The organism is Arthrobacter sp. NicSoilB4, assembly GCF_019977335.1.
Lineage (GTDB): Bacteria > Actinomycetota > Actinomycetes > Actinomycetales > Micrococcaceae > Arthrobacter.
This window is the reverse complement of the sequence record NZ_AP024653.1, coordinates 2534624-2559406: the sequence shown is the minus strand read 5'-3', so window position 1 is coordinate 2559406 and position 24783 is coordinate 2534624. Positions and strand designations below refer to the sequence as shown.

Below are 24783 nucleotides of genomic sequence, written 5' to 3'. Positions count from 1 at the left end.
GAATGCGGTTTGCGCCGCAGGGTCAGCCGTACCGACGCAACTCGGAAAAGAAATCCTCGACCACCCGGAGCTGGCCACTGCCGGCAAGTTCGTCGTAGACGTACTTGCCGACTGCCAGATCGAGCACGCCCAGTCCGAACGGCGAGAACACAATAGGGCGGTCGTCCGTCAGCGAGACCCTGCCTTCCATGACGTCGGCCAAGGTGCCGTCCACGAAGTCCCTGTTGCCGACCTTCTGCTCCGCGAGGTGGGCCGACGTCCCGGCTTTCAGGCAGTGGTCGACGTCGTCGAGGATGTTGGTGGACGCCAGCAGGATCTCAGGGGCCAGATCGCGCAGGGACACGTGCAGCACCAGCGGCTTGTGCGCGAACCACGTCGTATCGTGCACGTGCGGCTGGCCCGCCACCGTGGCGAACACGACGAGATCGCTGCTTCTGATCAGCTGCTCGGGGCCGTCGTGCACGGTCACCCGGGCACCTGTACCGCTGCGCTCGAGATAGCCCTTGAAACCCTCCTCACTCTCACCCGAGAGGTCGAACACCCCGATCTCGTCGAAGGACCAGTCGGTGGCCTTCAGGAAGGTGTGGATGTAGCGGGCAATGAGGCCAACGCCCAAGAAACCTATGCGCCGGGGACGCCCGCGTCCCCGGCTGAGCCAGTCGGCAGCAGCGGCGGCAGATGCAGCGGTCCTGGAGGCGCTGATGATGGAGCCCTCCATGCAAGCCAAGGGGTACCCCGTTGCCTGGTCGTTGAGGATCAACACCGCAGAGGCGCGCGGGATTCCCGATGCCACATTGTCCGGGAAGCTGGAGACCCATTTGATGCCGTCAACCTCTACTTGTCCGCCGACCGAGGCCGGCAGGGCGATGATGCGTGAGGTAGGCCGGTCCGGGAAGCGCAGGAAGTAGGACGGGGGGTTCACCGAATCTCCGGCCGCATGCACGCGGTAGGTTTGCTCGACCAGCTCGATGACCTTCTTTTCCCGTCCCTGAAGCACCTGCTGCACCTGGGTCCCTGAGATGACCGCGAAGGGCGGAACCGTCTTCGGCTCTGCGGCCGCTGCGGCAGGGGAACTGGCAAGCTCTGTCATCGTGCACCGTCCTCGTTGTGGTTGTCGAGATCGAAAATGTTGCGCGGCTCGGCCATGCCGACAAGAATCTCCCGAGGCCCCTCATAGGCCTCACGGCTATGCGCCATGCGGATGTTGTCGACCAGCATGAGGTCCCCCGTCTCCCAGGGGGTGCGGAGGGTGTGGGCCTCATAGACCTCGTTCAGGAGGGCAATGATTTCCTCACCGATCGGCTCTCCGTTGCCGAAGCGGGTGTTGAACGGCAGCCCATCAGGACCGTAGACGTCCACCAGGTATTCCCGCACCTCGGGTGCGGTCGTCCATTCGCTCAGGAACGCAACCTGGTTGAACCAACAGCGTTGGCCAGTCGCCGGGTGCCGAACCACGGCAGGGCGCCGTTGCCGGGTGCGCAGCTCCCCATCGGGCTGCCACTCGAGCTCGATCTCGTGCGCCCGGCAGTAGCTCTCGACATCCGCGCGGTCTGAGACCCCGAACGCCTCCTCATAGGAGGCACCGATGTCCCCGTTGTAGCTGCGGGCGAGCAGCCACCCCTGGTTTTCGAACCGACGAACGATGTCCGGCGGCAGGGCATCGAGCACGGCACTGGCGTCCGCCACTCCGGTCACCCCACCGACACTGGGTGCCTGAAGGCAGGCGAAGAGCATCAGGCCGGGGAACTCGAGCGCGTAGCTGAGCTCGTGGTGCATGCACATCGGCTGGTTCGCGGGCCATGCCAGGGATGAGTACACGCCGTCCAAGTAGGGCTGCCTGGCGGCGAAAGCCTCCCGGTCCGGCATGAGGCCGCCTGAAACCAGCCGTTGGAAGGTATCGGCCACTTCGGCTGGATCACGGAGGCCCAGACCGCGGACCAGGACGGCGCCGTGCTCATCCACCGCCGCACGCAGCGCCTCTCGGTTCTCTTCGGCCCACAGCACGGGGTCGTGGCCGTTCTCGACGATGAGCAGCGGCACCCGGCCGGCTTGGCGTTCCACGTCGAACTGGATCCTGGGTGTAGGAGACGACATCAGAGGTCCTTTCGCTTCATGGGTAGCGGGTGGGAGAGGCCAACCGGTCCTCCTGCCGGGGCCATGGAGTCGGGCTCCGCGACGGCTCCCGCCGTCCGCGGGTCCGGCGGAACGGCTGTGTTCGCGGGGGACGAGGCTTCGAGCAGGGTCGCCAGGTCTGCCAGGATGGGCGTCTGCATGATGTCCTTGATCGACACTGCGCGCTTGAGCAGTACCGCGAGCTTCACCGCGGACAGCGAGGTCCCGCCCAGTGCAAAGAACGAGTCCTGCCCGCCGATCCGGCCCATCGGCAGGCCGAGCACCGTCGCCCATGCCTCCGCAAGCCGCTGCTCGGCCGCCGAGAGGGCTTCCGTGGCGGTGCCGGCCTCGGGAATGACCTCGCGCGCCATGCGGGTCAAAGCCTTCCGGTCGATCTTCCCGTTGCCGGTCAGGGGCAGGCTCTCCTGCCACCTGTACGTCGAAGGAACCATGTAGCCGGGTACCCGGGCAGCCATCTCGCTGCGGATTTCGTCGACCTCGAGCGGCCGGTTGCCGGAGTAGAACGCCACCAGGAACTTGGACTGCCCGGCGCCCTCACCGACGACGACGGCGCAGTCGCGGACGGCGGGAACCCGCAGCAGCGCGTTTTCGATGTCGCCGATCTCGATGCGGAACCCGGAGATCTTGACTTGGTTGTCCCGCCGCCCCAGGTACTCCAGCTTGCCGTCCGGGGACCAACGGCCGTAGTCGCCGGCCCGATAGAGTCGCGCGCCGTCCACGTAGGGGTCGGTGGAGTAGGCCTGCGCGGTGCGCTCCGGGTCGTTGATGTAGCCGCGGCCCACGCACACTCCGGAGAATGCGATCTCGCCCGGTGCTCCGAGCGGCACAAGGCGCTGCCGCTCGTCGAGGATGTGGATCCGGACGTTCGGGATTGGCGGGCCAAGTGGCACGGAGCCGCCCGGGGGCGCTGCACTCAACACTTCGTGGTTCGTGTCGTCGGAGGTTTCCGTCAGCCCGTAGGCGTTGACCAGCTTGACGTCCGGCATCACGTCGAACCAGCGGCGGACCAGCTCGCGCTTTAGAGCCTCCCCTGTGGCCGAGACGCAGCGGAGGTGCGGCAAGGCGCGAGGCCTGCCGCCCAGGTACGCCACCACGGCGTCCAGATACGACGGAACGACTTGGAAGACCGCCACCGCGCCCCGTTCCACCGTGTCGATGAACCGCTCGACGTCGAGGATCCGGTCCTGCCCGACGATGAGTGTGCGGCCGCCGACGAGCAGCGCCGAGACCAGTTGCCACAGCGAGATGTCGAAGCACTGGGGTGCGGTCTGGGCGACGACGTCCCCGGGGCGGATACCCAGGTCCTCGATCTTGGCGTACAAGTGATTCACCATGCCGTCGTGCTCGCACATCGCGCCTTTCGGCTCGCCAGTGGACCCGGAGGTGAAATAGACGTAAGCGAGCTGATCGGGACGAATCTCGATGCCGAGGTCGTCGGCGGGATGCCCCTCGGCCTCGATGTCCTCGAACAAGAGCTTCGTCACTGCAGGCATTCCTTCCAGTGCCGCATCGAGGGTGGTGGTGCTGCCGCCTTCGGTGAGCACCACCCGGGCCCCGGCCCGCGTGAGCGTTCTGGCGATTCGGTCGGCCGGGAAGTGCGGCTCGATCGGCAGATATGCGCCTCCGGCTTTGAGGATGCCGATCACAGCGGCCATCCACTCCAGATCCCGTTCGGCGACGACTGCCACGATGTCCTCCGCGCGCAGCCCGCGCGAGAGCAGACCACGGGCTATCCGGTTGGCGCGGGCGTTTAGCTCCGCGTACGTCCACTCCCGCGCGTCCTGAACGGCCGCGATTTGTTCGGGACGCTGCCGAACGCGCTCCTCGAACAGCTCGTGGAAGCGCCGCTGGGGCCGGGGCCGCTCGGGCCCGGCGAGCTGCTCAAGCTGGAAGCGCCGCTCCTCCTGGCCGACTAGGTCGGTGTCCAAGGGATCCGCCCCCGGGTCCGCTACCACGCCACGGAGCGCGGCGAGGTAATAGCTGGCGATGCGGCGGGCGGCATCTGCGTCGAGAACATCCCCGCGGTACTTCAGGCGAAGCACCTCGCCGATGGTCGCGTGTCCGACCGAAATACCGAGCACGATGCCCTCCGGCAGCTCGGAATCGTCGTCCCGAAGACCGCCGAACACCACTTCGTAGCCCGGGGCGGCCGGCTCGTGACTAGCCTGCCCGGGGGTGGACTGTTCCGTACGGGGCCGGATTTGGCGGCCGTTCGCATCGGTGACGAGGGCTCGCCAGGACCGGTGCGCCAGATCCAGGGTGCACTGCCAAGTCCCGAACGCGTCCTTGCAACCGGTCGTGACCTCTGTTTCGCCGGACAACGCGTGGAGCACTCTCGAGTGTGCCGCCAGCCAGATCGAGGATGGAGCCACCTGCAGGCTCTGGGCCAGCGTCCGCACGGCCTCGCACAGGTCCTGTGGCACAGCCACTTCGATTCGGCCCTGACTCGGCTGGCGCTCCCGCGTCCACCTGGGAATCGCCGTCAGCGCGGCACCCGCGGGCGCGGTTCGGTCGTTGCCCGGGCCCGACGAGCCGCCGGCGGTGCGGCAGGTCAACGCAGAGGTGGTGGTCATGATCAGGCCCTTTCCAGCGCGAGGGGGGACGTGGCGGCGTCTCGGGCCTCTTCGGCCGGGTTGCCGGCCCACAGGGATCCGCGGGTGAGAGTGGTCCCCTTCATGACGAAGGAGTCGGCGCCGACGACCGCGCCGTCTTCGACGGTCACGCCGTAGTGGACGAACGCGGAGACGCCGAGGGTGACATCGTCGCCAACAACGATGCGGTCCGACTTGAACATGCCGTCTTCCTGGGAATGGGATTGGAGGGTGGTGCCGGCGTTCAAGGCGCAACGGGAACCGACCGTGACCAAGGTCCGCTCGATGATGCCGCAGCCGTCGTCGAAGACCCGGCTTCCGATCCGTACGCCGAGCAAACGCCAGACCAGCGGCTTGAACGGCGTCCCGTTGAGGAGGCTTGCGTATCGGCTCTGCAGCGACATCTTCCAGTACTGCTCGTGCCACCAGAAATAGGGGTTGTAGATGGAGCAGAGCTGGGGCTGAAGCGGTTTCAGTCCCCTCCCGAGATGCTCGATGCCGATGGGGACCAACAAGCCAACCACGAGCATCAGGACAAAGGCCGCGCTGAGGGCAAGGAAACTGAACTGATCGGACAATTCGAGGGCGGCGAACATAATGATCATGGCCAGTGAGATGTTGAGCCACCGCACCAGCATCAAGAGGGCCATCGTGCGCAGGTTGTACCTGTTCTTGGCTGCCAGGTTCCGACGGAAGTGCGCACGTTTTGAATACTCCTCGGGGAGGGCGTCCCGGAGGACCGAGCGGGGGATCTCGAACGGCGGTGACCCGAGCAGACCTACGTCGTGGAGCAACGGTCCGTCGAGGGGGACCATCACCTTGGTCGCGAGCAGGCAGTTGTCCCCGGTCCTGGCCCCGGCAGGGAAGAGCACGGCGTTGCCCAGGAAGTTGTGTGAGCCGATCGCCGCCCGGCTGACCTTGAACGACGTCGCCGAGAAATCGGTGTTCATAAACGACACCCCGTCGGCGATCATCGTGCCGCTGCCTATCGTCGAAAGGAACGGGCTGTCGTGTTTGAACCCCGTGCCCAGGTTCGAGCCGGTCTGCTGGACCTGCGGCTGCTTGTACCCGATGGCCCGCACGTAGTTCACGACGTACGAGCTGTCGCCGAACAATCCCGTCAGCATGGGCTTGTTGGTCATTCTCAACACCGCCCGCTCCGCCGCGTGCCGCAGGCCGAACAGCGGATACACCGTGTCCGGCTTGACGGCGTGTTGAACCACCCGCGGGACGGTGGTGACGATGAGCAACGATACGACCGTGCCACCGAAGACAGCAAGAGCGGCATAGGCAATGGCGTCGGCGTAGAAGACCCAGTTGGTGAACGCGTACGCCTGCGTCTCCAGGAGTGCCGCCACGTTGGGGTTCGCCAAGACGACCAACACGACAGCCTGGCCTAGCAGAATGCGGCCAAAGCCAATAGTGCTGATCAGCTGGGAGGTGGCGAACCATCCCCGGCGCCAGGGCGAGTAGGGCCTGGCCTCGACTCCGCCATAATCCACCTCAGTGCGCCTGCCGGGCGACCCGTGCCACCGTTCGCCGGCGGGCACGGACTGGCCGGTGTACAGGGTGGACCGGTGGCCCAACTGCGACCCATCTCCCAATGCGGTGCCTATATCCAAAACGCTCCCCTCGCCGACGATTACGTCCCGGCCCAGCGTCAGCGCGCCCAGCTGGATGACGCCGCCGTGGGCGCGGTAGCCGTTCAAAACCGCGTCCTTGCGGATGACCGTCCCTTCCCCGATCGTGAGGAGGTCGGTGCAGACCGGCAGGCGGTTGGTCATGATCGTCACGTTGCGGCCCACCTTGGCGCCCATGGCCCGCAGGTAGAAGGTGGTCAGCGGAGACCCCCTCAGTAACACCAGCGGGGAAGTTCGCATCAGTGTCTTGACCAGCCAGAACCGGAAATAGCCCAAGCTCCACAGTCGGATTTCGCCGGGGCGGAAACGCCCAAGGATGATCCACTTTGCCGCCACGGGAAGGATGCACATCAGCACGAACACTGCCGCAGCATAGGCGGTCGACCGGAGGTAGATCTCCCAGAATTTTGTCCCGTCGCTCAACCATTGCTGGCTGCTCGGCCCAGCCTCCGGGTACACCCACTGGTACCAATTGACCGTGAGCAGTCCGGCGAGCACGCAGTAGCCGAGGTAGACGAGTACCTGCAGGGCACCGCAGGTGACGTACTCCCAGGTCCGGGCGTCCATGGGCGCCGGAGCCTCCGGCACCGAAGCCACGGCCGGTGAGGGCTCCTGCAAGCGGTCCTGCTGCGGGGGAACCTGCAGGGCCGCGGCGAGGGCGGAGACGCTCGGGTTACCGTAGACATCCTTTATCGAGACCGTCGGTAGGTCCGGCTGCTTACGCATGCGGGCGCAGAACTTCGCCATGACCAGCGAGTCCGCGCCCAGGTCCAGGAAGAAGTCGGCGTCCATCGGGACCTGCTGCATGCCGAGTACGTCGGCGAGCACCTCGGCCAGCCGCTCCTGCACCTGGACCGTCGCCGACGCCTCCTCGGACGGTGCCAGGGCCGCGGCCAGCGCGGAGATTGTTGGGTTCTGGTAGATGTCCTTGATGGACACGGCAGGCAGGTCCGGCTGCTTGCGCACGCGGGCGCAGAACTGCGCCATGATCAACGAATCCGCGCCCAGGTCCTGGAAGAAATCGGCCTCCACTGGCACATGCTCAATGTCCAGCACGCCGGACAGCACCTCTGCCAACCGGTCCTGCACCTGGATCTGAACCGTCACCGACGCCACTTCCGCCGGTGCCAGAGCCGCGGCCAGCGCCGAGATCGTTGGATTCTGGTAGATGTCCTTGATCGACACCGCTGGCAAGTCCGGCTGCTTGCGCACGCGGGCGCAGAACTGTGCCATCAGCAACGAATCCGCGCCCAGGTCGTAGAAGAAGTTGGCGTCCACGGGGACGTCGTCCTTCTTAACCACCGACGCCAGAAGATCCGCCAGCCGACGCTCCAAGGCAACGGCCGTACCCTTGGCCGGAGCGGCCGGAGAGCCGTTCCCGGCCGGAGCCGCGGTTGCATCAGGAATGGGCAGATCGATAGAAGATGTGGAACGCGGAGCGCCCTGTAGGTTATCGAGACGCATTTTCACTGCAGGAAATTCCCTAAGGCGGCGGTTGCGGCGTAACCGGCCACCGCTTGACGTGCCGGGTGCTGTGGCTCCGACACCGGGTCGGACCGTCGGCCCGGAGCCCCTGCCAAATCGTCGGCGGTTGCCAGCGCTTCGGCGCCGAAATGATCGTGCACCCAGTCAGGGTTGTAGACAGTGTCCAGGTAGGGTCGGCCCATGTCCGGGGAAATGGCAACCGCCGTCAGGTCCTGGGCGTCGTGTTCGGTGAGCCAAGACGCGGCGCCGTGGACCACGGTCCCGGTGGAGCCACCGAGCGTGAAGCCGGCAGCGGCGAGGCGATGGCAGGCGCGCACCGTGTCCAGTTCTTCGACCATCACCACGTCATCGACCAAGGCCTCGTCGAGCTGCGGCGGCCGCACGCTCATGCCGAGTCCCGGGATCAGGCGGGCGGCGGGCTGGCCGCCGAACGAGACCGATCCTGCGGCATCGACCGCGACAATCCGGACATCCGGCCGGTGCTCACGGAAGTACCGCGCGCAACCCATCAAGGTCCCCGTCGTCCCTGCTCCCACGAACAGCACGTCCAGGTCGGGGAACTGATGGGAGATCTCGGGGGCAGTCCAGCGGTAGTGCGCTCCCCAATTGCCGGGATTGGTGTACTGGTTGAGCCAGATGTACCGCTCGTCGGACGCACACAGGTCCCGCACGTGGTTGAGCCGGGCTCCGAGGAAGCCGTCGACGGGATCCGGTTCGGTGACCAGGTCCACCTGTGCCCCGAGCGACTCCATGAGTTGCCGGGTTGGCGGGTTACAGCGCGGATCGATCACACACACGAAGCGGTACCCCTTGCTGGCAGCGATCATGCTGAGCGCGACGCCGAGGTTGCCCGATGAGGACTCCACGAGGATGGAGCCAGGGCCGATCAACCCCTCCCGCTCGGCGCGTTCGACCATCTCCCGCGCGGGCTTAAGCTTGATTGAGCCGGCGAAATTGAACCCCTCAATCTTCAAAAAGAGGCGGCAGCCCAGCACCCCCGCCAGGTCGACGAACAGGCTCTGCTCGTTATACAGGTGCGGATCCCTGATGATCGGCATGATCTCCCTCGTTCCCTGTCATGAGCGTGGTCAGGGATGGGGGAGGCACCTGCCAGCTTGTGTGTGACGGGTGGCGGACATCTCCGTCCGGACCCTTCTACTTTTCAAGAAATGCCGCGTAAAGGGGCACAAGCGGAATACTGCGGCCGCCGCTATTTCCCCCAGCAGCAATACCTGGCTTCCCCACCGCGGATACTCCGAAATGCAGTTGGGGCTTCAAACCTCTCTTTCGACAGTAGCCAAGTTTAGTGGCCAACCGCAATGACTTCGAGCACCTGTATCCACCCCCCCCGGGTACCTGTATCCAAGCCCCGAGTACCTGCTTCCCCGCACTCGCGGCCCCGATAATACCTAGCGTAGGCGCCCGCTCCTCGTCCTCAGATGGCGAACCTCCCAGTCGGCCGCCCGCCTTCTCAGTGAGCCCTCCAGCGCTAAACCGGGAGAAGCAGTGACGGTTACATCTTGATAGATCCATAAGGGTCAGGAGCATCGTGAGAGTAACCGCCATAGGTAATCGAAAGGGCGGCGTGGGGAAGACGTCCGTCATCCTCGGGCTGGCCACCGGGCTTCGCTTGATCGGGAAGAAGGTCCTGGTCGCCGATCTGGCCTAGCTCCCCAAGCAAATGCAACTGATGCCACGGAGGGGGCGGTGGAGTTCAATGTCTTCGACGTTCTCTAAGTTGATGAGGCAGGAACCCTCGGCCAGGCCATTACTTCAACCACGTGCGGAGGAACTGAAAGACTAAGACCACATCCTTATTGACCTCCCGCCGGCGTTGGGAAGGCTAACGCTCAATGGATTGACCTGGGCGGATCGGGTAGTTGCAGTAACGGAACCAGCAGCTTTCTCCGCGAAGGGAGTGACAGAGTTCCTTAAAACCGTCAATAAAGTGCAGTCCCTGCCGCATCTTAACCCTGCCCTGGAATGTCTTGGCATCATCATCAATGTAACCAGCTCACCCCTGACCGGTGAGCACAATTTCCAGATCGGTGAGTTGGAATCCGAATATGGAACAGACGCCCGTGCTCCGCATTTGCCGCTTAGAACCGCGATGCAGGACTCAATAGGCAGCAAGTCCCCCTTAGAAAATGAACATTAGGGGAGCGGTGGTCCTAACCGAGAAGTTCGTTTCCCACGCTCGCTACGTGGACGCAGCAAAGTGATGGCAGTTGAGAGAGAATCATCTATCCATGCGCCAACGTCAAGACGTCGTCAACGTCTTGACCTCCAGAGCCCTGGAAGCGGTTCCTCCGACTTCTGCCGCTGACACTACGCGTTCTGAATTACGCCAGGCCGAGGTGAACCCTGTGGCCACTGCCAGGGGACCCGGGCCGGGTCGCCCCAAGGAGCAAGAAAAGGATGGAGCCCTTCTCATCGAAAATTGAAATCGCGCTCCGTGACGAACTGCGCTCCTACATGGGGCCACGTTATTCAGCGAGACAGGTAACCCGGCGTTCCGACCCCAATCCACAAACTACCCGGTGGGCACATACATTGCCGCCATCAAAGGCGCGACTTTCTCCGGCAACCCCGCCCACGAAGTTATCGTCCCGGCAGCCCGAAACCAGCGGTCGGCCGAGATCCCCGCCGGACCCCGGCACCTGAGCTACGAAGCGGCAGCCGGAACCCCGAAGCCGGCCCATGGCGGCCACGGGAAACCGCGGGCCGCGCACCGCCAACGCAAATCGGCTCTGACGGGATCCTAGGAAACAGGCCCGCCGCCTACCGCGACCCCGTCGGCAGGCGCGCGTCCTCGGGAAGGTCGTCGGGGAAATCGTCGGGGATTGCCCCCGGGGCGGCCCGGCGTCCCCGCGAAGGGACCGGAGCCGCTCCGGCCCCCGTGCCGCCTGCCATTTTGGCCAGCGCCTTGCGTTCGCGGCGTCCCTCGACCAGCCGGTACAGCACGGGCACCAGGACCAGGGTGAGTGCGGTGGAGGAGATCAGGCCGCCGATCACCACGATAGCCAGCGGCTGCGAGATGAAGCCTCCGCCGCCGGTCAGGCCCAGCGCCATTGGGGTCAGGGCAAATACGGTCGCCAGCGCGGTCATCAGGATCGGCCGGAGCCGTTGGCGGGCGCCGTGCGTGATCGCGTCCGCCACGCTCATTCCGGGTTCACCGTTCCGCGGCTGGCGGTACTGGTTAATGAGGTCGATCAGTACAATTGCGTTCGTCACGACGATGCCCACGAGCATCAGCATGCCGATCAGTGAGGGCAGGCCCAGCGGCACTCCGGTGATGAGCAGCAGCCCGATGGCGCCGGTGGCCGCGAAGGGCACCGAGACCAGCAGGATCAACGGCTGGATGAGCGACTTGAACGTTGCCACCATGATCACGTAGACGATTGCTATAGCTGCCAGCAGGGCCAGGCCGAGCTGGCCGAACGATTCAGCCTGCTGGGTCGTGGCGCCACCGATCTCGGCGGTGACGCCCGGCGGCAGCTGGACGGACTTGAGCCGGGACTGCACTTCGGTGCTCAGTGCGCCGAGGTTGGCGCCCGACGGCGTGACGGACACCCGGGCGGTCCGCTGGCCGTTGCTGGCGGTAATGGACACGGGGACGTCGACCTGCTCCACGGAGGCGATGCTGGCCAGGGGCACGGGACCGGCCGCCGTCGGCAGCGGGGTCCTCCGGACGGCGTCGATGCTCGTGAAGCGGGTGCCTTCGCCGATCCGGACCGGGAAGTCGTTGGTGTCGATGCGCACTGTTCCGGCCGGGATCGGGCTGATGGTGGAGGCGAGCACACCGGCCACCTGTTCCTCGGTCAGGCCGGCGGCTACGGCCTTGGCCCGGTCCACCTTGACCTGCACCACCGGCTGGCTGGCTGCCAGGTTGGTGGCCACTTCGGAGGAGCCGGGGACGCCGTCCATGGCCTTAACCATGGTGTCGCTCGCGGTCCGGAGATCGGCGGTGGTGGCGGCCTTGAGCGTGATGTCCACGGTTGAGGACGTGCCGAAGCCGCCCTGCTGCGAGCCCACGGTGATCTTGCCGGCGTCGGGGATCCTGGCCAGTTCGCTGCGGACAGTGTCCTTGAGTTTGCCTTGGTTGGCCTTCTCCTCGGTCACCACGGTGAAGCTGGAGTTCGAGGCACCGGCGGACAGCAGGGCGGAGAAGCCGGTCTGGGCGTTGCCCGTGGTGACCTGGACGTCCTTGACGCCGTCGATCTGCCGCAGCACTTCCTCGACCTTGACTGCCGAGGCACTGGCTTCGGCCAGGCTGGTGCCGGCGGGGAGGACCTGCCGGACGGTCATGCTGTTTTCGCCGGAGCTGCCCAGCAGGTCGGTGGCCAGCAGCGGGGTCATGGCGGCGGTGCCGCCAAGGACCAGCAGGGCCGCGATCAGGGTCACGACCGGGTGCTTCTGGGTCTTGGTCAGGACCGGCAGGTAGCCGCGCTGCAGGACAGTGCGCTGCTCGGCCTCGTGGGCCTTCGCCGCGATCTGCCGGGCAGTGGTTTCACGGCCAGCGGCGTCCCCCCGGGCTCCGCCCGTCTTGTCAGCCGGGTTCCGCAGGAACCAGTACGCCAGCACCGGCACGATCGTCAGCGAGACGAGCAGGGAGGACAGCAAGGCGATAGTGACCGTCAGCGCGAACGGCCGGAACAGTTCGCCGGCCAGGCCGGCCACAAAGGCAATGGGCAGGAAGACGGCAACGGTGGTCAGGGTCGACGCCGTGATGGCGCCGGCGACCTCGCGGATGGACGTCTGGATTGCGGTGATCTTGGCCTCGCCGTAGCTCAAATGGCGTTTGATGTTTTCGATCACCACGATGGAGTCGTCCACGACGCGGCCGATCGCGATCGTCAGCGCTCCGAGGGTCAGGATGTTCAGCGAGTAGCCGGTGGCTGAGAGCCCGATGAACGTGATCAGCAGCGATAGCGGAATGGAAACGGCCGTGACCAGGGTGGCGCGGACGGACATCAGGAACACCAGGATCACGGCGACGGCGAAGCCCAGGCCCAGCAGGCCCTCCGTGGTGAGGTCCTTGATGGATTTCTCGATAAACGGCGCCTGGTCGAAGATCGGGGTGAACCGGGCGTTGGAGCCAAGCTCGGCCTCGAGCTGGGGAAGCAGGTCCTTCACCGCGTGGGAGATGCCGACCGTGTCACCCTCGGGCTTCTTGGTGACGGACAGGGCCAGGGTTTCCTTGCCGTTGGTCCGCGTGATCGAGGTGCGGGCGTCCTCGGCGATGCTGACGTCGGCGACGCCGCCGATGGTTGTCGCCTTGCTGGTGCCACCGAGAGGGAGCGCCTTGATGGCGTCCAGCGAGTCGACCGGGCTGCCGATCTGCAGCGACAGCGCTTTGCCCTGGTCCTCGATAGTGCCGGCCGGCACGAGGGTCCCGTTGTTCTTGAGCGCCCCGGTGATGGAGTTGATGCCCGCGCCGGAGGCCGCCATGGCTTCGGGGCGGGGGAGGATCTTGATGTGCTGCGTGGCGCCGCCGGTCACCTCGGCGCCGCGGACGCCGTCGAGCTTCTGCAGCCGCGGAACGGTGAGCCGGGCCAGATCGGCGTTCAGTTCGCTGAGGGGCTTGTCGGAGGAGACAGCGAGGAACACGATCGGGAAGTCGCTGATGCTACCGGCGATCGCCTGGGGCTGGACGTCGTCCGGCAGCGACCGCTTGGCGTTGGAGATGGCCCGGTCAATCTGGTTCCGCGCACGGTCCAGGTTCGAACCATAGGTGAATACCATGCTGATTTGGGAGACACCGTTGCGGGAGGTGGACGACGTCGACTCCAGGCCTTCGACGCCGTTGAGCGCCGTTTCCAGCGGGCTGCTGATCTGCTTGGCCACGACTTCGGGCGAGGCGCCAGGCATCGAGGTAATGACCGTGATCTGCGGGAACTCGATGGACGGGATGAGCTCCTGCTTGAGCGAGGACATCGTGATCACGCCGAAGACCGACGCGAAGACGGTGATCAGCGCGATCAGGGCCCGGTTTGCCAGCGACAGCTTTGCGAGCCGGAACATCTCATGGTCTCCTGGTGGGTCGGCGGACGTACTTCAACGGAATCTAACCAGCAAAGGGATCAGGTCTGCCGCAACCCGGAGCGGGTGTCAGTTGCGCGCGTTGACCGGTTCCAGCTGCAGCGCCTTGGCGGTGTCGGCTTCGAGCCGGGCGGCGAGGTCCGGGTTCTCGTTGAGCTTGACGCCGTAGCCGGGCATCATCTCCTTGAACTTGGACTGCCAGCCCTTGAACTGCTTCGGGAAGGACTTCTGCAGCAGTTCGATCATGATCGGCACCGCCGTGGACGCGCCCGGAGACGCGCCCAGCAGGGCGCCGATGGATCCATCGCGGCCGGCGATGACTTCGGTGCCGAACTGCAGCACGCCGCCCTTCTTCGGGTCCTTCTTGATGATCTGAACACGCTGGCCGGCGGTGATCAGTTCCCAGTCGCCGTCTTTTGCCGCGGGGTAATACTCGCGCAGGGCCTCGACCTTGGCGCCGTGCCGCTTGGCGACCTCTTTGACCAGGTACGCGGTCAGGTCCATGTTGTCCTTGGCCACGGCCAGCATCGGAATGATGTTGGAGGGCCGGATGGACAGCGGGAGGTCCAGGTAGGAGCCGTTCTTCAGGAAGTTCGTGGAGAAGCCGGCGTACGGGCCGAACAGCAGGGAACGTTTGCCGTTGACGTAGCGGGTGTCCAGGTGCGGGACGGACATGGGCGGGGCGCCCACGGATGCCTGGCCGTAGACCTTGGCGCTGTGCTGGGCCGCAAGCGTCTCGTCGGTGCAGCGGAAGAACTGGCCGGAGACCGGGAATCCGCCGTAGCCCTTGCTTTCCGGAATACCGGAGGCCTGCAGCAGGTGCAGAGCCCCGCCGCCGGCGCCCACGAACACGAACTTGGCACGGATCGAGCCGTGCTCGCCGGACTTGGGGTGCTTGATCGCCAGGTCCCAGCCGCCTCCGGGGGCGCGCTTGATGCCGGAGACATCGTGGCCGTAATTGACCTCCACACCATTGTTGCCGAGGTAGGCGGTCAGCTCACGGGTCAGGGCGCCGAAGTCGACGTCGGTCCCTTCCGCGGCGCGGGTGGCGGCGACGCGCTGCTTCGGGTCGCGTCCCTTGACGATCAGCGGGGCCCACTTTGCGATCTGGGCGTGGTCTTCGGAGTATTCCATCGAGCGGAACAGCGGGTTCGGCTTGAGCGCCTCGTAGCGGGTGCGCAGGAATTTGGTGTTGTCCTCGCCGATCACGAAGCTCATGTGCGGAACGGTGTTGATGAAGCCCTTGGGGGAGCCGATCAGGCCGTTCGTGACGAGGTGGGACCAGAACTGGCGGGACAACTGGAACTGCTCGTTGATCAGCACCGCCTTTGCCGGGTCCACCGAGCCGTCTTTGGCGGCGGGGGAGTAGTTGAGCTCGCACAGCGCGGCATGTCCGGTTCCGGCGTTGTTCCAGGGCCCGGAGCTTTCCAGTCCGGGCTCGTCCAGCTTTTCGAACAGGGAGATCGTCCAGTTCGGCTCGAGCTGCTTCAGGAAGGCACCGAGTGTGGCGCTCATGATGCCGCCGCCAATCAGGACGACGTCGGCATGTTGGGTCTTGGAAATGAAAGTCACAATCAGTCTCCGATAGCAGCGGGTCTGGCTGTCACAGAATATCCCGCACCGGCCTCTTACTGAAATTGGCTCCGTCCGTCAAGGCTTTAGCTCCACCTTTGTGAAAACTTCGTTCAGGACCGGCGACGCCGGATACTTCAGCACGCGGTCGGAGAGGGCCAGCGCCGAGATCGGGAAAGCGATCGGCACTGCGGGCACCGTGGCGGCGATCTGCGCGTTGATGGTCTGGTATTCCTCCGTCCGCTCCTTGCCGTCCGGCAGGCCGCGCGCCCGGGCGATCTTGGAAAAGACCTGCGGGTCCTGGTAGCCGAACTCGCCGGTGTTCTCGCCGAAGAGCGGGCCCACGAAGTTGTCCGGGTCGGCATAGGAACCGTTCCAGCCCAGCAGGTGGAGGCCGTGGTCGCCGGGGGAGGTGACCTTCTGCAGGTAGCCTTCGGACCATTCCACGGGCACCGGCTTGATGTTCAGCCCCACGGCGGTCAGCTGCTTGCTGATTTCCGCGTAGACCTTTTCCGGCGTCGGGAGATAGGGCCGGGTGACGTTCAGCGGGTAGTAGAACTTCAGTTCCTCGCCCTGGTAGCCGGCCTCGGTGAGCAGTTCCTTGGCCTTCGCCGGGTTGTGGCCCAGGGCGGGGGCGTTGTTGTTGAAACCGCTGAGCTTCGGCGGGACGAACTGCGTCGCCTGGGCCGTGTTGTCGATGAAGAATTTTCGGATCAGGGTGTCTTTGTCCAAGGCCATTTCGATGGCCTGGCGGACCTTGACGTTTTGCAGGATGGGCACTTCCTGGTTCATGCCGAGGTACATGACGGAGAAGGGATCGCGTTGCACGATCTGCTGGCCGCGCTTGACCAGCTGGTCGAAGTTGCCGATGGTTACGGCGTCGTAGGCGTCGATCTTCCCGTCGAGCAGGGCCTGCATCCGGGTCTGGGTGTGATCGTAGGTGACAAAGTTGATCGTGCCGATCTGGCCTTTGTCGCCCCAGTAGTCCTTGTTGCTGGCGAGCGTGATGCTGCCCGGGTCCCAGGAACTGAAGACATAGGGGCCGGTCCCCACCGGATGGAGCCCGTAGGCGGAGACGGGCTGGCCGTCACGGCTCTGGTTCAGCTCATCGGCGTTTTTGGCCGCAAGCGCCTGCGGCGAGGACATGGCGAAGGCGGGCAGCGTGAGGGCCTGCAGGAATCCGGTAAAAGGCTGGGTCAGTTCGATCGTGACGTTGTCCGGGGCGGCGGCGGTGCATCCCTTGTAGATGGAGAGCGACGCCTGATCGGCATGGGCCTTGAAAACGCCCTTGAATGTGGTCCCCGGCGCCTGCTGCCGCAGCGCGCTGGAGAAGTTGAACCAGCGGTCGAAGTTGCTGCAGACTGCTGCGGCGTCGAAGACCGTCCCGTCCTGGAAGGTGACCTTCTCGCGGAGCTTGAACGTGTAGGCGCGGCCGTCGTCGCTCGTCTTCCACTGGGTGGCCAGCAGCGGCGTGGGCTGACCCGTGGTCTGGTCCACGCCGACCAGTCCCTCCAGGACCTGGCGGGTGATCCGGTAGGACTCGATGTCGGAGACCACGGCCGGATCCAGCCCGAGCGGCTGCGCGGCGGTGCCGAAGGTGAAGACGGCGCTGGGGCCGGAATCCGTGGGGCTGGCCGAGGAGGTGGCGGAGCCGGGTCCGGGGCCGGGCGTGCCCGTACAGGCGGCGAGGGGCAAGGTCAGGAGCACGGCCACGCCGGCCGCGATGCGGCGCAGTGCGCCGGCCCGCGCTCCACGGCCCTGCATATTGCGGGGGCGCACGGTACGGCTGGGCACTGTACTTCTGGGCACTCGGGAATCACCTCTGGGGAACTGGATGGACCGCCGGCTGCGGAACAGCCTCATTCTAGTTGACCGGCCCGGGCGATCCCTGTGAGCCGGCCGTGCCCTCGTCCATGCAGGAAAAACGAAGGCCCGCACCAGCGGTGCGGGCCTTCGTTTCTCCTAGTTGTTCCAGTGAGTCAGGCTGGAACCGCGGCAGGAGGGTTTGGTGCTGCCTACTTGGGCATCAGGACCGAGTCGACCATGTAGACAGTGGCGTTGGCGGTCATGACGCCGCCGCAAACAACGCTGGCGTCGTCGACCTTAAGCGCGTCCTTGGTGCCGGTCACCGTCACGGATCCGCCCTGGACAGTCTTGTGGGTGCCGACGATCTCGTCGGGGCTGATCTTGCCCGGAACAACGTGGTAGGTCAGGATCTTGCTGAGCAGGGCATCGTCCGTCTTCAGCGTTTCGATCGTGGCGGGATCGATCTTGGCGAAGGCGTCATCCGTCGGTGCGAAGACCGTGAATTCGCTGCCATTCAGGGTGTCCACCAAGTTGACCTTCGGGTTGAGCTTGCCGGAAACAGCGGCGGTCAGCGTGGTGAGGATCGGGTTGTTGGACGCCGCGACGGCTACCGGGTCGAGGGCCATTCCGGAGACTGAGCCGGCGCCGCTGGGGACCTGGGCGGCGTAGCCTGCGCAGCCGGCCCCAACAAGGTTGGCGGCCGGATCCATGGCTGCTGCCGAGCTGGCGGACGGCGACGGGGCCATGCTTGTTTCCATCGGCTTGGAGGCCGGGGCCGAGGATGCGGGTGCCGTGGTGGCTGCTCCGCCACAGGCAGTAAGGCTGAGCATGGCTGCAGCAGCGATTCCTGCAACGGAAAGAGTCGTGCGCTTGATGTTCTGCATTTCGGTTTCTCCTTTGTAGTGCCGATCGTTGCCAGCGGCGCTATTGCCGCTCTGGCCCTTGTCCGACTTGTTGGGCACCGACCCTTGGTTGGTGTCTCAATGGGTATTCGCGGGCTCGGGGGAAACGGATGGGTGCCGGATGGAAATTCTTTTTGCAGGATCGATTGACGGCCGAACCGACCCGGTTTTGAGCGGTTTCCGGCAGGGGCCGGGCGTCGGCAGCCGGCTTAAAGCCGCAGTAAGCAGCCGCACTTAAGCAAAAGAGTCCCGGTCCGAAGACCGGGACTCTTTACTATGTGCGCAAGGGGGGACTTGAACCCCCACGCCCGAAGGCACAGGAACCTAAATCCTGCGTGTCTGCCAATTTCACCACTCGCGCGGGGCGCCCGCACCTGGCCGGTCCAAGGGACCGCCGAGGCGGATACCAGGCTCCATTGTACATTTCACGGCACACGTCTCGGCCTAGATGCCGGCGCGGCCCTGCCGGTCATGACCGAGCCAATTATGGCGAGCACGACGGCGATGATGATGTCGTAGTAGCGCACCAGCCAGGTCTTGGCCGGTTCCAGCGCCCGGCGCACTGGATCGCCGAGCAGAAGATGGGCCACCACCGGCACTACGACGGTGATCGTGGCCATTGCCGTGTAGATGAGCAGGGCGGCGGCAGCTATCCCTGGCGGGATGCCCGCACTTCCGATCACCACGCCGGCCGCGACGCCGAAGATCAGTTCTTTCGGATTGATCGCGGTGACCAGGAATGCCGTCCGCAGGGCCTTCGCGGGTGGCATGCCGCCCAGGGACTGCATCCACCCGGGGATCTTCGGTTCGGCGGCGCCCTTCGGCCGCGAACGGAACTTGGAGAGCGCCAGGAGGATGAGTCCCACGCCTAGTACGAGACGGATGACTGCGCCCACGCGTGTGCCGCCTGACCCCTGGGTGGCTACGTCGGAGAGGGCCGCCGCCGCTAGCGCCGTCACCAGGACCGCGAGGACCCTGCCCACGGCGAAGCCGATGCTCCTGCCCCGGCCATTTGGAGAAAGGATCATCAGCAGCACGGCGATCAGCGGGAGCGGGCTGGCCGCCATGCCGATGGCCTGCGGCACCAGCTCCGCGATCAGTTCAAGCACGCTGCTCCATCCCGTGACGCCACAGGGGCGCGGACCTTCAGCGAAGGTATCCCGTCGGGCGGCCTGGACGCATCACTCTCAGCGGATGATCGGAACGCCGGGACCGCGAGCCCCGAGGGCGCCTCGGCTGGCACTTGTCCGGGCCGCGAAGGATGTGCCGGTCAGGAGTCGATTTTGAGGTCCCTGCGGAGTTTGGCGACATGCCCGGTGGCCCGGACGTTGTACTGGGCAACCGCGACCTTTCCCTCGGGGTCGATAACTACCGTGGACCGGATAAGTCCTTGGTACGTCTTGCCATAGTTCTTCTTCTCGCCCCAGGCCGCGTACGCCTCGGCGACTGTGTGGTCCAGATCGGACAGCAGGGGGAAGTCCAGGCCTTCTTCAGCTGCGAACCTGGCGAGTTTGTCCACGGGGTCGGGGGAGATGCCCACCACGTCGTAGCCGGCCTGCTGAAGGGACGCCAGGGAATCCCGGAAGTCGCAGGCCTGCTTCGTGCAGCCCGGGGTGGAGGCTGCCGGGTAGAAGTAGACCACCGTGCTGCGGCCCAGGAAGTCCGCGAGGGAGACGTCTTGCCCTTCCGAATTCTTCAAGGTGAAAGCAGGCGCCGGATCGCCGGGGATGAGTCGTTCAGGCAAGTTGTGCTCCTTCTCAGGGCTGTTGTAGGTGGTGATATTCCAGCCTAGTGAGGGTTGGTGCGGCCGCCGAATCTTGCGCTCGCTATACTCTTTGGTATGCCTGATATGGATCGCTGGCCCACGGGGCGCCTATTGTCCACGGCAGCACGCCTTGTTGAACACTCCTGGAACGAGAAGCTGGGGGCCATTGGCCTGACCCATGCCGGTGTTATCGCCATGGAAGTGCTCTCCGCCAATGGACCCATGACCCAGGCCCAGCTTGCCCAACTGGTGCGCGTCCAGGCGCAGACCATGGGAAAGACACTGAGCCGGCTGGAAGCCCACGGTCACATCTCGCGTCAGCGCAGTGCCTCCGACCGCCGCAGCCACGTTGTGTCCCTGACGGACCGGGGCCGCGAGGCAGTTGCCGAGGCCGCGGACATGGAACGTTCCGTGCTGGCCGCCGCCTCAATTGACCCGGACGTGCTCAGGCAGGAGCTCCGGGCGGTCGTCACCGAACTGGCTACCAAGATGTCCTCCACTGAGGCAAAGGCGATCGTAAACGCTCCGGAGCCAAGCCTGCCCGTCGAGGCCAACTAGGTCGGCCAGCGGATCATTCGGCCCAGGACCGGCCAGGATAAAGTCCAGGATCGTCGAGGCCGCTGGTGCCGCGGATGCCACCATCGCCGTGTCCCTCAGCGGACCATGCGCCCGCTGCGCATAGGCTCAAGACATGGACTCGAACATGACTGTGGAACTGGAAGGGCAGACCTCGATCAACGAGCTGCTTGACGAGCCTGTCGGTGTGTCGCCCGTCCAGCTCGCGTTGCCTATCCACTTTCAATTGGCCGCCGCGGCCCGGCGGGAATCCTGACGCAGCCGACTTCCTCTATCCCCGATCGGACCGTTCGTGCCGATCTGCGCGCCAGGTGTTCCGGGCATATGGATTGATACAAGGTCGATTAGTATCCTCACGGTTCAATCGGGCGGATATGCGCTGGATTGCGTCGAAAAGGTGCTGTACCACTGCGGTTTCTGCTCCCGCCCGGAGCAGGAACAGGAGTAATGCACGCCGGGGTTTCCACGGGAAATGGGTTGTTTAGTCGCCACCCATTCACAGAGCCAGGGATGTCTCCCTCCAGCCGCCACGCCGACAACACCTCGACATCTCAACTCAGGTGGACCTGACCAGGCCTGGAGAAGAAGGGGCGCATAATCCCGGTACTTACCGAGTGGATATAGCAGGGAAAGCAAGTATGGCCTACTCGTGACACTCCTTGGGGGCCGACCATAGGCTCTACGACACGGGGAATGGCTAAGACAGCTGGGGCCACACACCAGACTATGACCGGACAAGCCCTATTGTTGCGCTTCAAAAAGCACGACGTCGTTTGATATTCCGTAATTGTCATGAAGTGGTGATGCATTTGTCCCAGCTTCCAATTTCCCCCTCCGGCCTGACCGCCTTGTTACCGAGAGCGTCAGCAGGTGCGGTTATTCCTACCCCAAATGAAGCAATGATTCTTCCCGGGGTCACTCGCCGCATGCCCTCGTTCGCAAACGAGGTTCTCATCGCAGATGGGTGCTCCCATGCCCGCCGGCTACCTGCGCGGGCCCGGCTCGCTCACGTCTCCACAACCCGGCTCAGCAGGACAGTTCCAACGGCGCACCCTGGAGGAAAGCCCAGTGAGTGAACGCGTGAATGAACTGCCACCGGCCATGGAAAGCCATCGCTTGCCGGACTGGCCGGGGGCTCGGTGGATCGGCACCGTCAAGACTTCACAGTTTGAATGTCGGAAGGATGAAAACATGAGCAACCGTAATCGTCGACGCGGGTCGCGGAAGCTGCGGCTCCATGCACTGCTGGCCGCACTCCTGGCAGCACTGCTTGTTGGGCTGGGAATTCTGCTGGTGCCGGTTCAGGCGTCGGCCGCCACGGGTGATGTTGGGGTTGAGGGTCCGTCGCATTTGGGGACGGGGACGCCGACAGGCACGAAGCGGGCCACGAGTGCGTTGTGGTTCAACGACGGGAGCTGGTGGGGGAACCTGTGGGACACTGCCAGCTCGGATTTCCATATCTTCCGGTACAACAGCGGCACGAGCTCGTGGGTCAATACGGGTGTGGCGACGGACACTCGGGCGAACACTCATCATGATGTGTTGTGGGACGGGTCGACCTTGTATGTGGCGAGCTATCGGTTCGTCAACGACGGTCTGCCGGCTGAGCCGAACTTCCCGACGACGTTGCGGCGTTACAGCTACGACGCGAGCAAGAAGACGTACACACTGCTAGGTTCCGAACAGATCAACAACCAGCGGGTTGAGACCCTGACAATCGACAAGGACTCGACTGGTCGTCTGTGGGCCACGTGGCAGCAGGGGAACCGGATCTATCTGAACGTCACTGACACGGCCGGCGTTAAGTGGGGGACGCCGTTCCCGCATCCGGCGTCGTTGAGCAACGTGTCGGTGGACGACACCTCGGCTTTGATCGCGTACGACGGGAAAATTGGTGTGATGTGGAGCCGTCAGCTCGGTGACGCCACCGACGGCATGTACTGGAGCTACCACGTCGATGGACAGACCAACACCACCTGGACCACTCCTGTGGCGGCGGTGAAGGGGCAGCGCAGCAGTGATGACCACATGAACTTGAAGTGGCTGGACTCCTCGGGTGGTCGGGTCTTCGCCGCTGTGAAGACGTCGTTCATTTCGGCGTCCCAGCCGCTGATCCAGCTGTTGTCATTCAATGGTTCGACGTGGTCCGCGAACACGATAGCGACTGTGTCGGAGTGCCCGAACCGCGTGCTCGTTTTGATTGATGAGAGCACGCAGAGGCTGCGTACGTTCGCTACCTATCCGAAGCCGAGTGGCACGACGAACGCTGGTGTCTGCACCACCTCGGGCGGGGCGATCTACGAGAAGTCCACGCCGCTGGACAACATCAACTTCACCACCACAAAGACGGCTCGTATCGTGGACGCCGACCAGTATGTCCACAACGTGACGTCGACGAAGCAGAATCTCAACAGTTCGGCGCGGGGCACGGCCAACAGCGGTGTACTGGTGCTCGCCGATGTGAACGCCACAAGCCGGTACTGGAACTTCTTCGAGCCTGGCCCCGGCGGTGGGGGTGGCGGGGATACGACGGCCCCGACCGTGACGGCTACGTCTCCGGCTGCCGGTGCCACTGGTGTGGCGGTGACGGCGAATGTGACGGGGACGTTCTCGGAGGCTATGAATGCGTCCACGGTCACGTCTGCCACGTTCACGCTGAAGACCGGGACGACGACCGTGCCGGCCGCTGTGTCCTACAACAGCACAAACAACGTTGCGACGTTGAACCCGACTGCGGATCTGGCGGCCGGTACGACCTACACGGCGACCATCAATGGTGGCTCCACGGGCGTGAAAGATGCTGCCGGTAACGCGTTGGCGTCGGACAAGACCTGGACGTTCACCACGGCTTCCGCTGGCGGCGGCACGCCGGAGACCGTCACGCTCACGGCCACCGCTGACAGCTACGTGACGAGCGCGGCGACGGGGACGAACTTTGGCACGAGTACCACGCTGGGTGTGGACAACAGCCCGGTCGAGGCCACGTACTTGAAGTTCGACCTCTCGGCGTACGCGGGCAGGACAGTGGAGAGCGCGACGCTGCAGCTGCATAGTGCCGGGAGCGGGTCAACAGGTACGCAGAACGTCAAGCTGGTCGCTGATGACAGCTGGACCGAGGGCGGGATCACGTACAACAACCGTCCGACGCTCGGCACCAGCATCGGCACGCTCGGCCCGACAACGACCAACACCAGCTACAACGTTCCCCTGACCGTCAGCGGCCTGGCCGGTGAGCTCGGCCAACAGCTCTCCCTCGGTATGGACGCCAACACCAGCGACGGCCTGGACCTCAACTCCAAAGAGGCCGGCATCACGCTCGCGCCCAAGCTGGTGCTCACGCTGAGCGGCAGCGGCGGCGGTGGGGGTGGTGGTGATACGACGGCCCCGACCGTGACGGCTACGTCTCCGGCTGCCGGTGCCACTGGTGTGGCGGTGACGGCGAATGTGACGGGGACGTTCTCGGAAGCGATGACTGCGTCGACGGTCACGTCTGCCACGTTCACGCTGAAGACCGGGACGACGACCGTGCCAGCCGCTGTGTCCTACAACAGCACAAACAACGTTGCGACGTTGAACCCGACTGCGGATCTGGCGGCCGGTACGACCTACACGGCGACCATCAATGGTGGCTCAGCGGGCGTGAAGGATTCTGCCGGTAACGCGTTGGCGTCGGACAAGACCTGGACGTTCACCACGGCTACCGCGGGCGGCGGCACTTCGGAGACCGTCACGCTCACGGCCACCGCCGACAGCTACGTGACGAGCGCGGCAGCGGGGGCGAACTTTGGCACGAGCGTCATGTTGGGTGTAGACAACAGCCCCGTGGAGGTCACGTACTTGAAGTTCGACCTATCGGCCTACGCGGGCAGGACGCTGGAGAGTGCGACGTTGCAGCTGCGTAGCGCCGGGAGTGGGTCAATCGGCACGCAGAACGTCAAGCTGGTCGCTGATGACAGCTGGACCGAGGGCGGGATCACGTACAGCCTCCGCCCGGTGCTCGGCAACAGCCTCGGCACGCTCGGCCCGACAACGACCAACACAAGTTACAACATTCCGCTGACGGTCAGCGGCCTTACCGGTGAGCTCGGCCAACAGCTCTCTCTCGGTATGGACGCCAACAGCAGCGACGGTCTGGACCTCAACTCCAAAGAGGCCGGCATCACGCTGGCGCCCAAGCTGGTGCTCACGCTGGGCAACTAGGAACTAGGTGGACGGTGTCGACACTGCCGACACCGTCCACACCAACCGACCGACACCACCCAGACAGGGGA

Annotated in this window: 17 protein-coding genes and 1 tRNA gene; 6 read left to right on the top strand and 12 right to left on the bottom strand. The window is 64.9% G+C overall.

The features are described from left to right. Positions 1 to 22: 22 nt before the first annotated feature. The 5 genes from sbnB to sbnA are packed head-to-tail and all read right to left on the bottom strand — an operon-like array spanning position 23 to position 8907. A complete protein-coding gene (sbnB, locus tag LDO13_RS11590; protein ID WP_224046886.1) occupies positions 23 to 1090 on the bottom strand; it encodes a 2,3-diaminopropionate biosynthesis protein SbnB in 1068 nt (355 codons plus the stop codon). Then, positions 1087 to 2094 (bottom strand): TauD/TfdA family dioxygenase, encoded by a 1008-nt coding sequence (locus LDO13_RS11585; RefSeq protein ID WP_224046885.1) that lies wholly within the window; start codon positions 2092 to 2094, stop codon positions 1087 to 1089. The genes sbnB and LDO13_RS11585 overlap by 4 nt, the downstream gene beginning before the upstream one ends. Then, positions 2094 to 4706, bottom strand: a complete 2613-nt coding sequence (locus LDO13_RS11580; RefSeq protein ID WP_224046884.1) for an amino acid adenylation domain-containing protein — start codon at positions 4704 to 4706, stop codon at positions 2094 to 2096. The genes LDO13_RS11585 and LDO13_RS11580 overlap by 1 nt, the downstream gene beginning before the upstream one ends. Positions 4707 to 4708: 2 nt before the next feature. Next, positions 4709 to 7828, bottom strand: coding sequence for a Pls/PosA family non-ribosomal peptide synthetase (locus tag LDO13_RS11575; RefSeq protein WP_224046883.1), 3120 nt, complete (start codon positions 7826 to 7828; stop codon positions 4709 to 4711). A 2-nt stretch (positions 7829 to 7830) separates the two neighbouring features. Further along, the gene (gene sbnA, locus LDO13_RS11570; protein WP_224046882.1) at positions 7831 to 8907 is read right to left on the bottom strand and encodes a 2,3-diaminopropionate biosynthesis protein SbnA; all 1077 of its coding nucleotides are present in this window, start codon (positions 8905 to 8907) and stop codon (positions 7831 to 7833) included. A 491-nt stretch (positions 8908 to 9398) separates the two neighbouring features. Here sbnA and LDO13_RS11565 point away from each other — a divergent pair, with 491 nt between their 5' ends. The 3 genes from LDO13_RS11565 to LDO13_RS11555 all read left to right on the top strand — a co-directional run bounded on the left by LDO13_RS11565 (position 9399) and on the right by LDO13_RS11555 (position 10614). Further along, a complete protein-coding gene (locus LDO13_RS11565) occupies positions 9399 to 9518 on the top strand; it encodes an AAA family ATPase (protein ID WP_224046881.1) in 120 nt (39 codons plus the stop codon). A 189-nt stretch (positions 9519 to 9707) separates the two neighbouring features. Further along, a complete protein-coding gene (locus LDO13_RS11560) occupies positions 9708 to 10007 on the top strand; it encodes a hypothetical protein (protein WP_263422129.1) in 300 nt (99 codons plus the stop codon). Positions 10008 to 10389: 382 nt separating this feature from the next. Next, positions 10390 to 10614 carry a hypothetical protein gene (locus LDO13_RS11555; RefSeq protein ID WP_224046880.1) on the top strand — a complete coding sequence of 75 codons (225 nt, stop codon included), beginning with the start codon at positions 10390 to 10392 and terminating at the stop codon, positions 10612 to 10614. 16 nt (positions 10615 to 10630) lie between these two features. On the opposite strand, the gene LDO13_RS11550 is transcribed toward LDO13_RS11555, so the two are convergent. The 7 genes from LDO13_RS11550 to bcp all read right to left on the bottom strand — a co-directional run bounded on the left by LDO13_RS11550 (position 10631) and on the right by bcp (position 19915). After that, positions 10631 to 13873, bottom strand: a complete 3243-nt coding sequence (locus tag LDO13_RS11550; protein ID WP_224046879.1) for an efflux RND transporter permease subunit — start codon at positions 13871 to 13873, stop codon at positions 10631 to 10633. A gap of 87 nt (positions 13874 to 13960) precedes the next feature. After that, entirely contained in the window at positions 13961 to 15463 is a 1503-nt protein-coding gene (locus LDO13_RS11545) for a malate:quinone oxidoreductase (RefSeq protein ID WP_224046878.1), read from the bottom strand. A 78-nt stretch (positions 15464 to 15541) separates the two neighbouring features. Further along, on the bottom strand, positions 15542 to 17227 hold the full coding sequence (locus LDO13_RS11540) for an ABC transporter substrate-binding protein (protein ID WP_224049768.1): 1686 nt from the start codon (positions 17225 to 17227) through the stop codon (positions 15542 to 15544). Positions 17228 to 17478: 251 nt separating this feature from the next. Then, positions 17479 to 18153: a fasciclin domain-containing protein gene (locus tag LDO13_RS11535; RefSeq protein WP_224046877.1), complete on the bottom strand. Its 675-nt coding sequence runs from the start codon at positions 18151 to 18153 to the stop codon at positions 17479 to 17481. Positions 18154 to 18450: 297 nt separating this feature from the next. Continuing rightward, positions 18451 to 18532, bottom strand: a tRNA-Leu gene (locus LDO13_RS11530). Between the two features lie 64 nt (positions 18533 to 18596). Further along, the gene (locus LDO13_RS11525) at positions 18597 to 19280 is read right to left on the bottom strand and encodes a GAP family protein (RefSeq protein ID WP_224046876.1); all 684 of its coding nucleotides are present in this window, start codon (positions 19278 to 19280) and stop codon (positions 18597 to 18599) included. A 161-nt stretch (positions 19281 to 19441) separates the two neighbouring features. Next, a complete protein-coding gene (bcp, locus tag LDO13_RS11520) occupies positions 19442 to 19915 on the bottom strand; it encodes a thioredoxin-dependent thiol peroxidase (protein ID WP_224046875.1) in 474 nt (157 codons plus the stop codon). Between the two features lie 105 nt (positions 19916 to 20020). Between bcp and LDO13_RS11515 the strand changes: the two genes are divergently transcribed. The 3 genes from LDO13_RS11515 (at position 20021) to LDO13_RS11505 (ending at position 24712) form a co-directional block, all read left to right on the top strand. After that, positions 20021 to 20494, top strand: coding sequence for a MarR family transcriptional regulator (locus LDO13_RS11515; protein WP_224049767.1), 474 nt, complete (start codon positions 20021 to 20023; stop codon positions 20492 to 20494). 133 nt (positions 20495 to 20627) lie between these two features. Then, entirely contained in the window at positions 20628 to 20768 is a 141-nt protein-coding gene (locus tag LDO13_RS11510; RefSeq protein WP_224046874.1) for a hypothetical protein, read from the top strand. A gap of 935 nt (positions 20769 to 21703) precedes the next feature. After that, complete coding sequence (locus LDO13_RS11505; protein WP_224049766.1) at positions 21704 to 24712, top strand: Ig-like domain-containing protein; 3009 nt, start codon at positions 21704 to 21706, stop codon at positions 24710 to 24712. Positions 24713 to 24783: the final 71 nt, after the last annotated feature.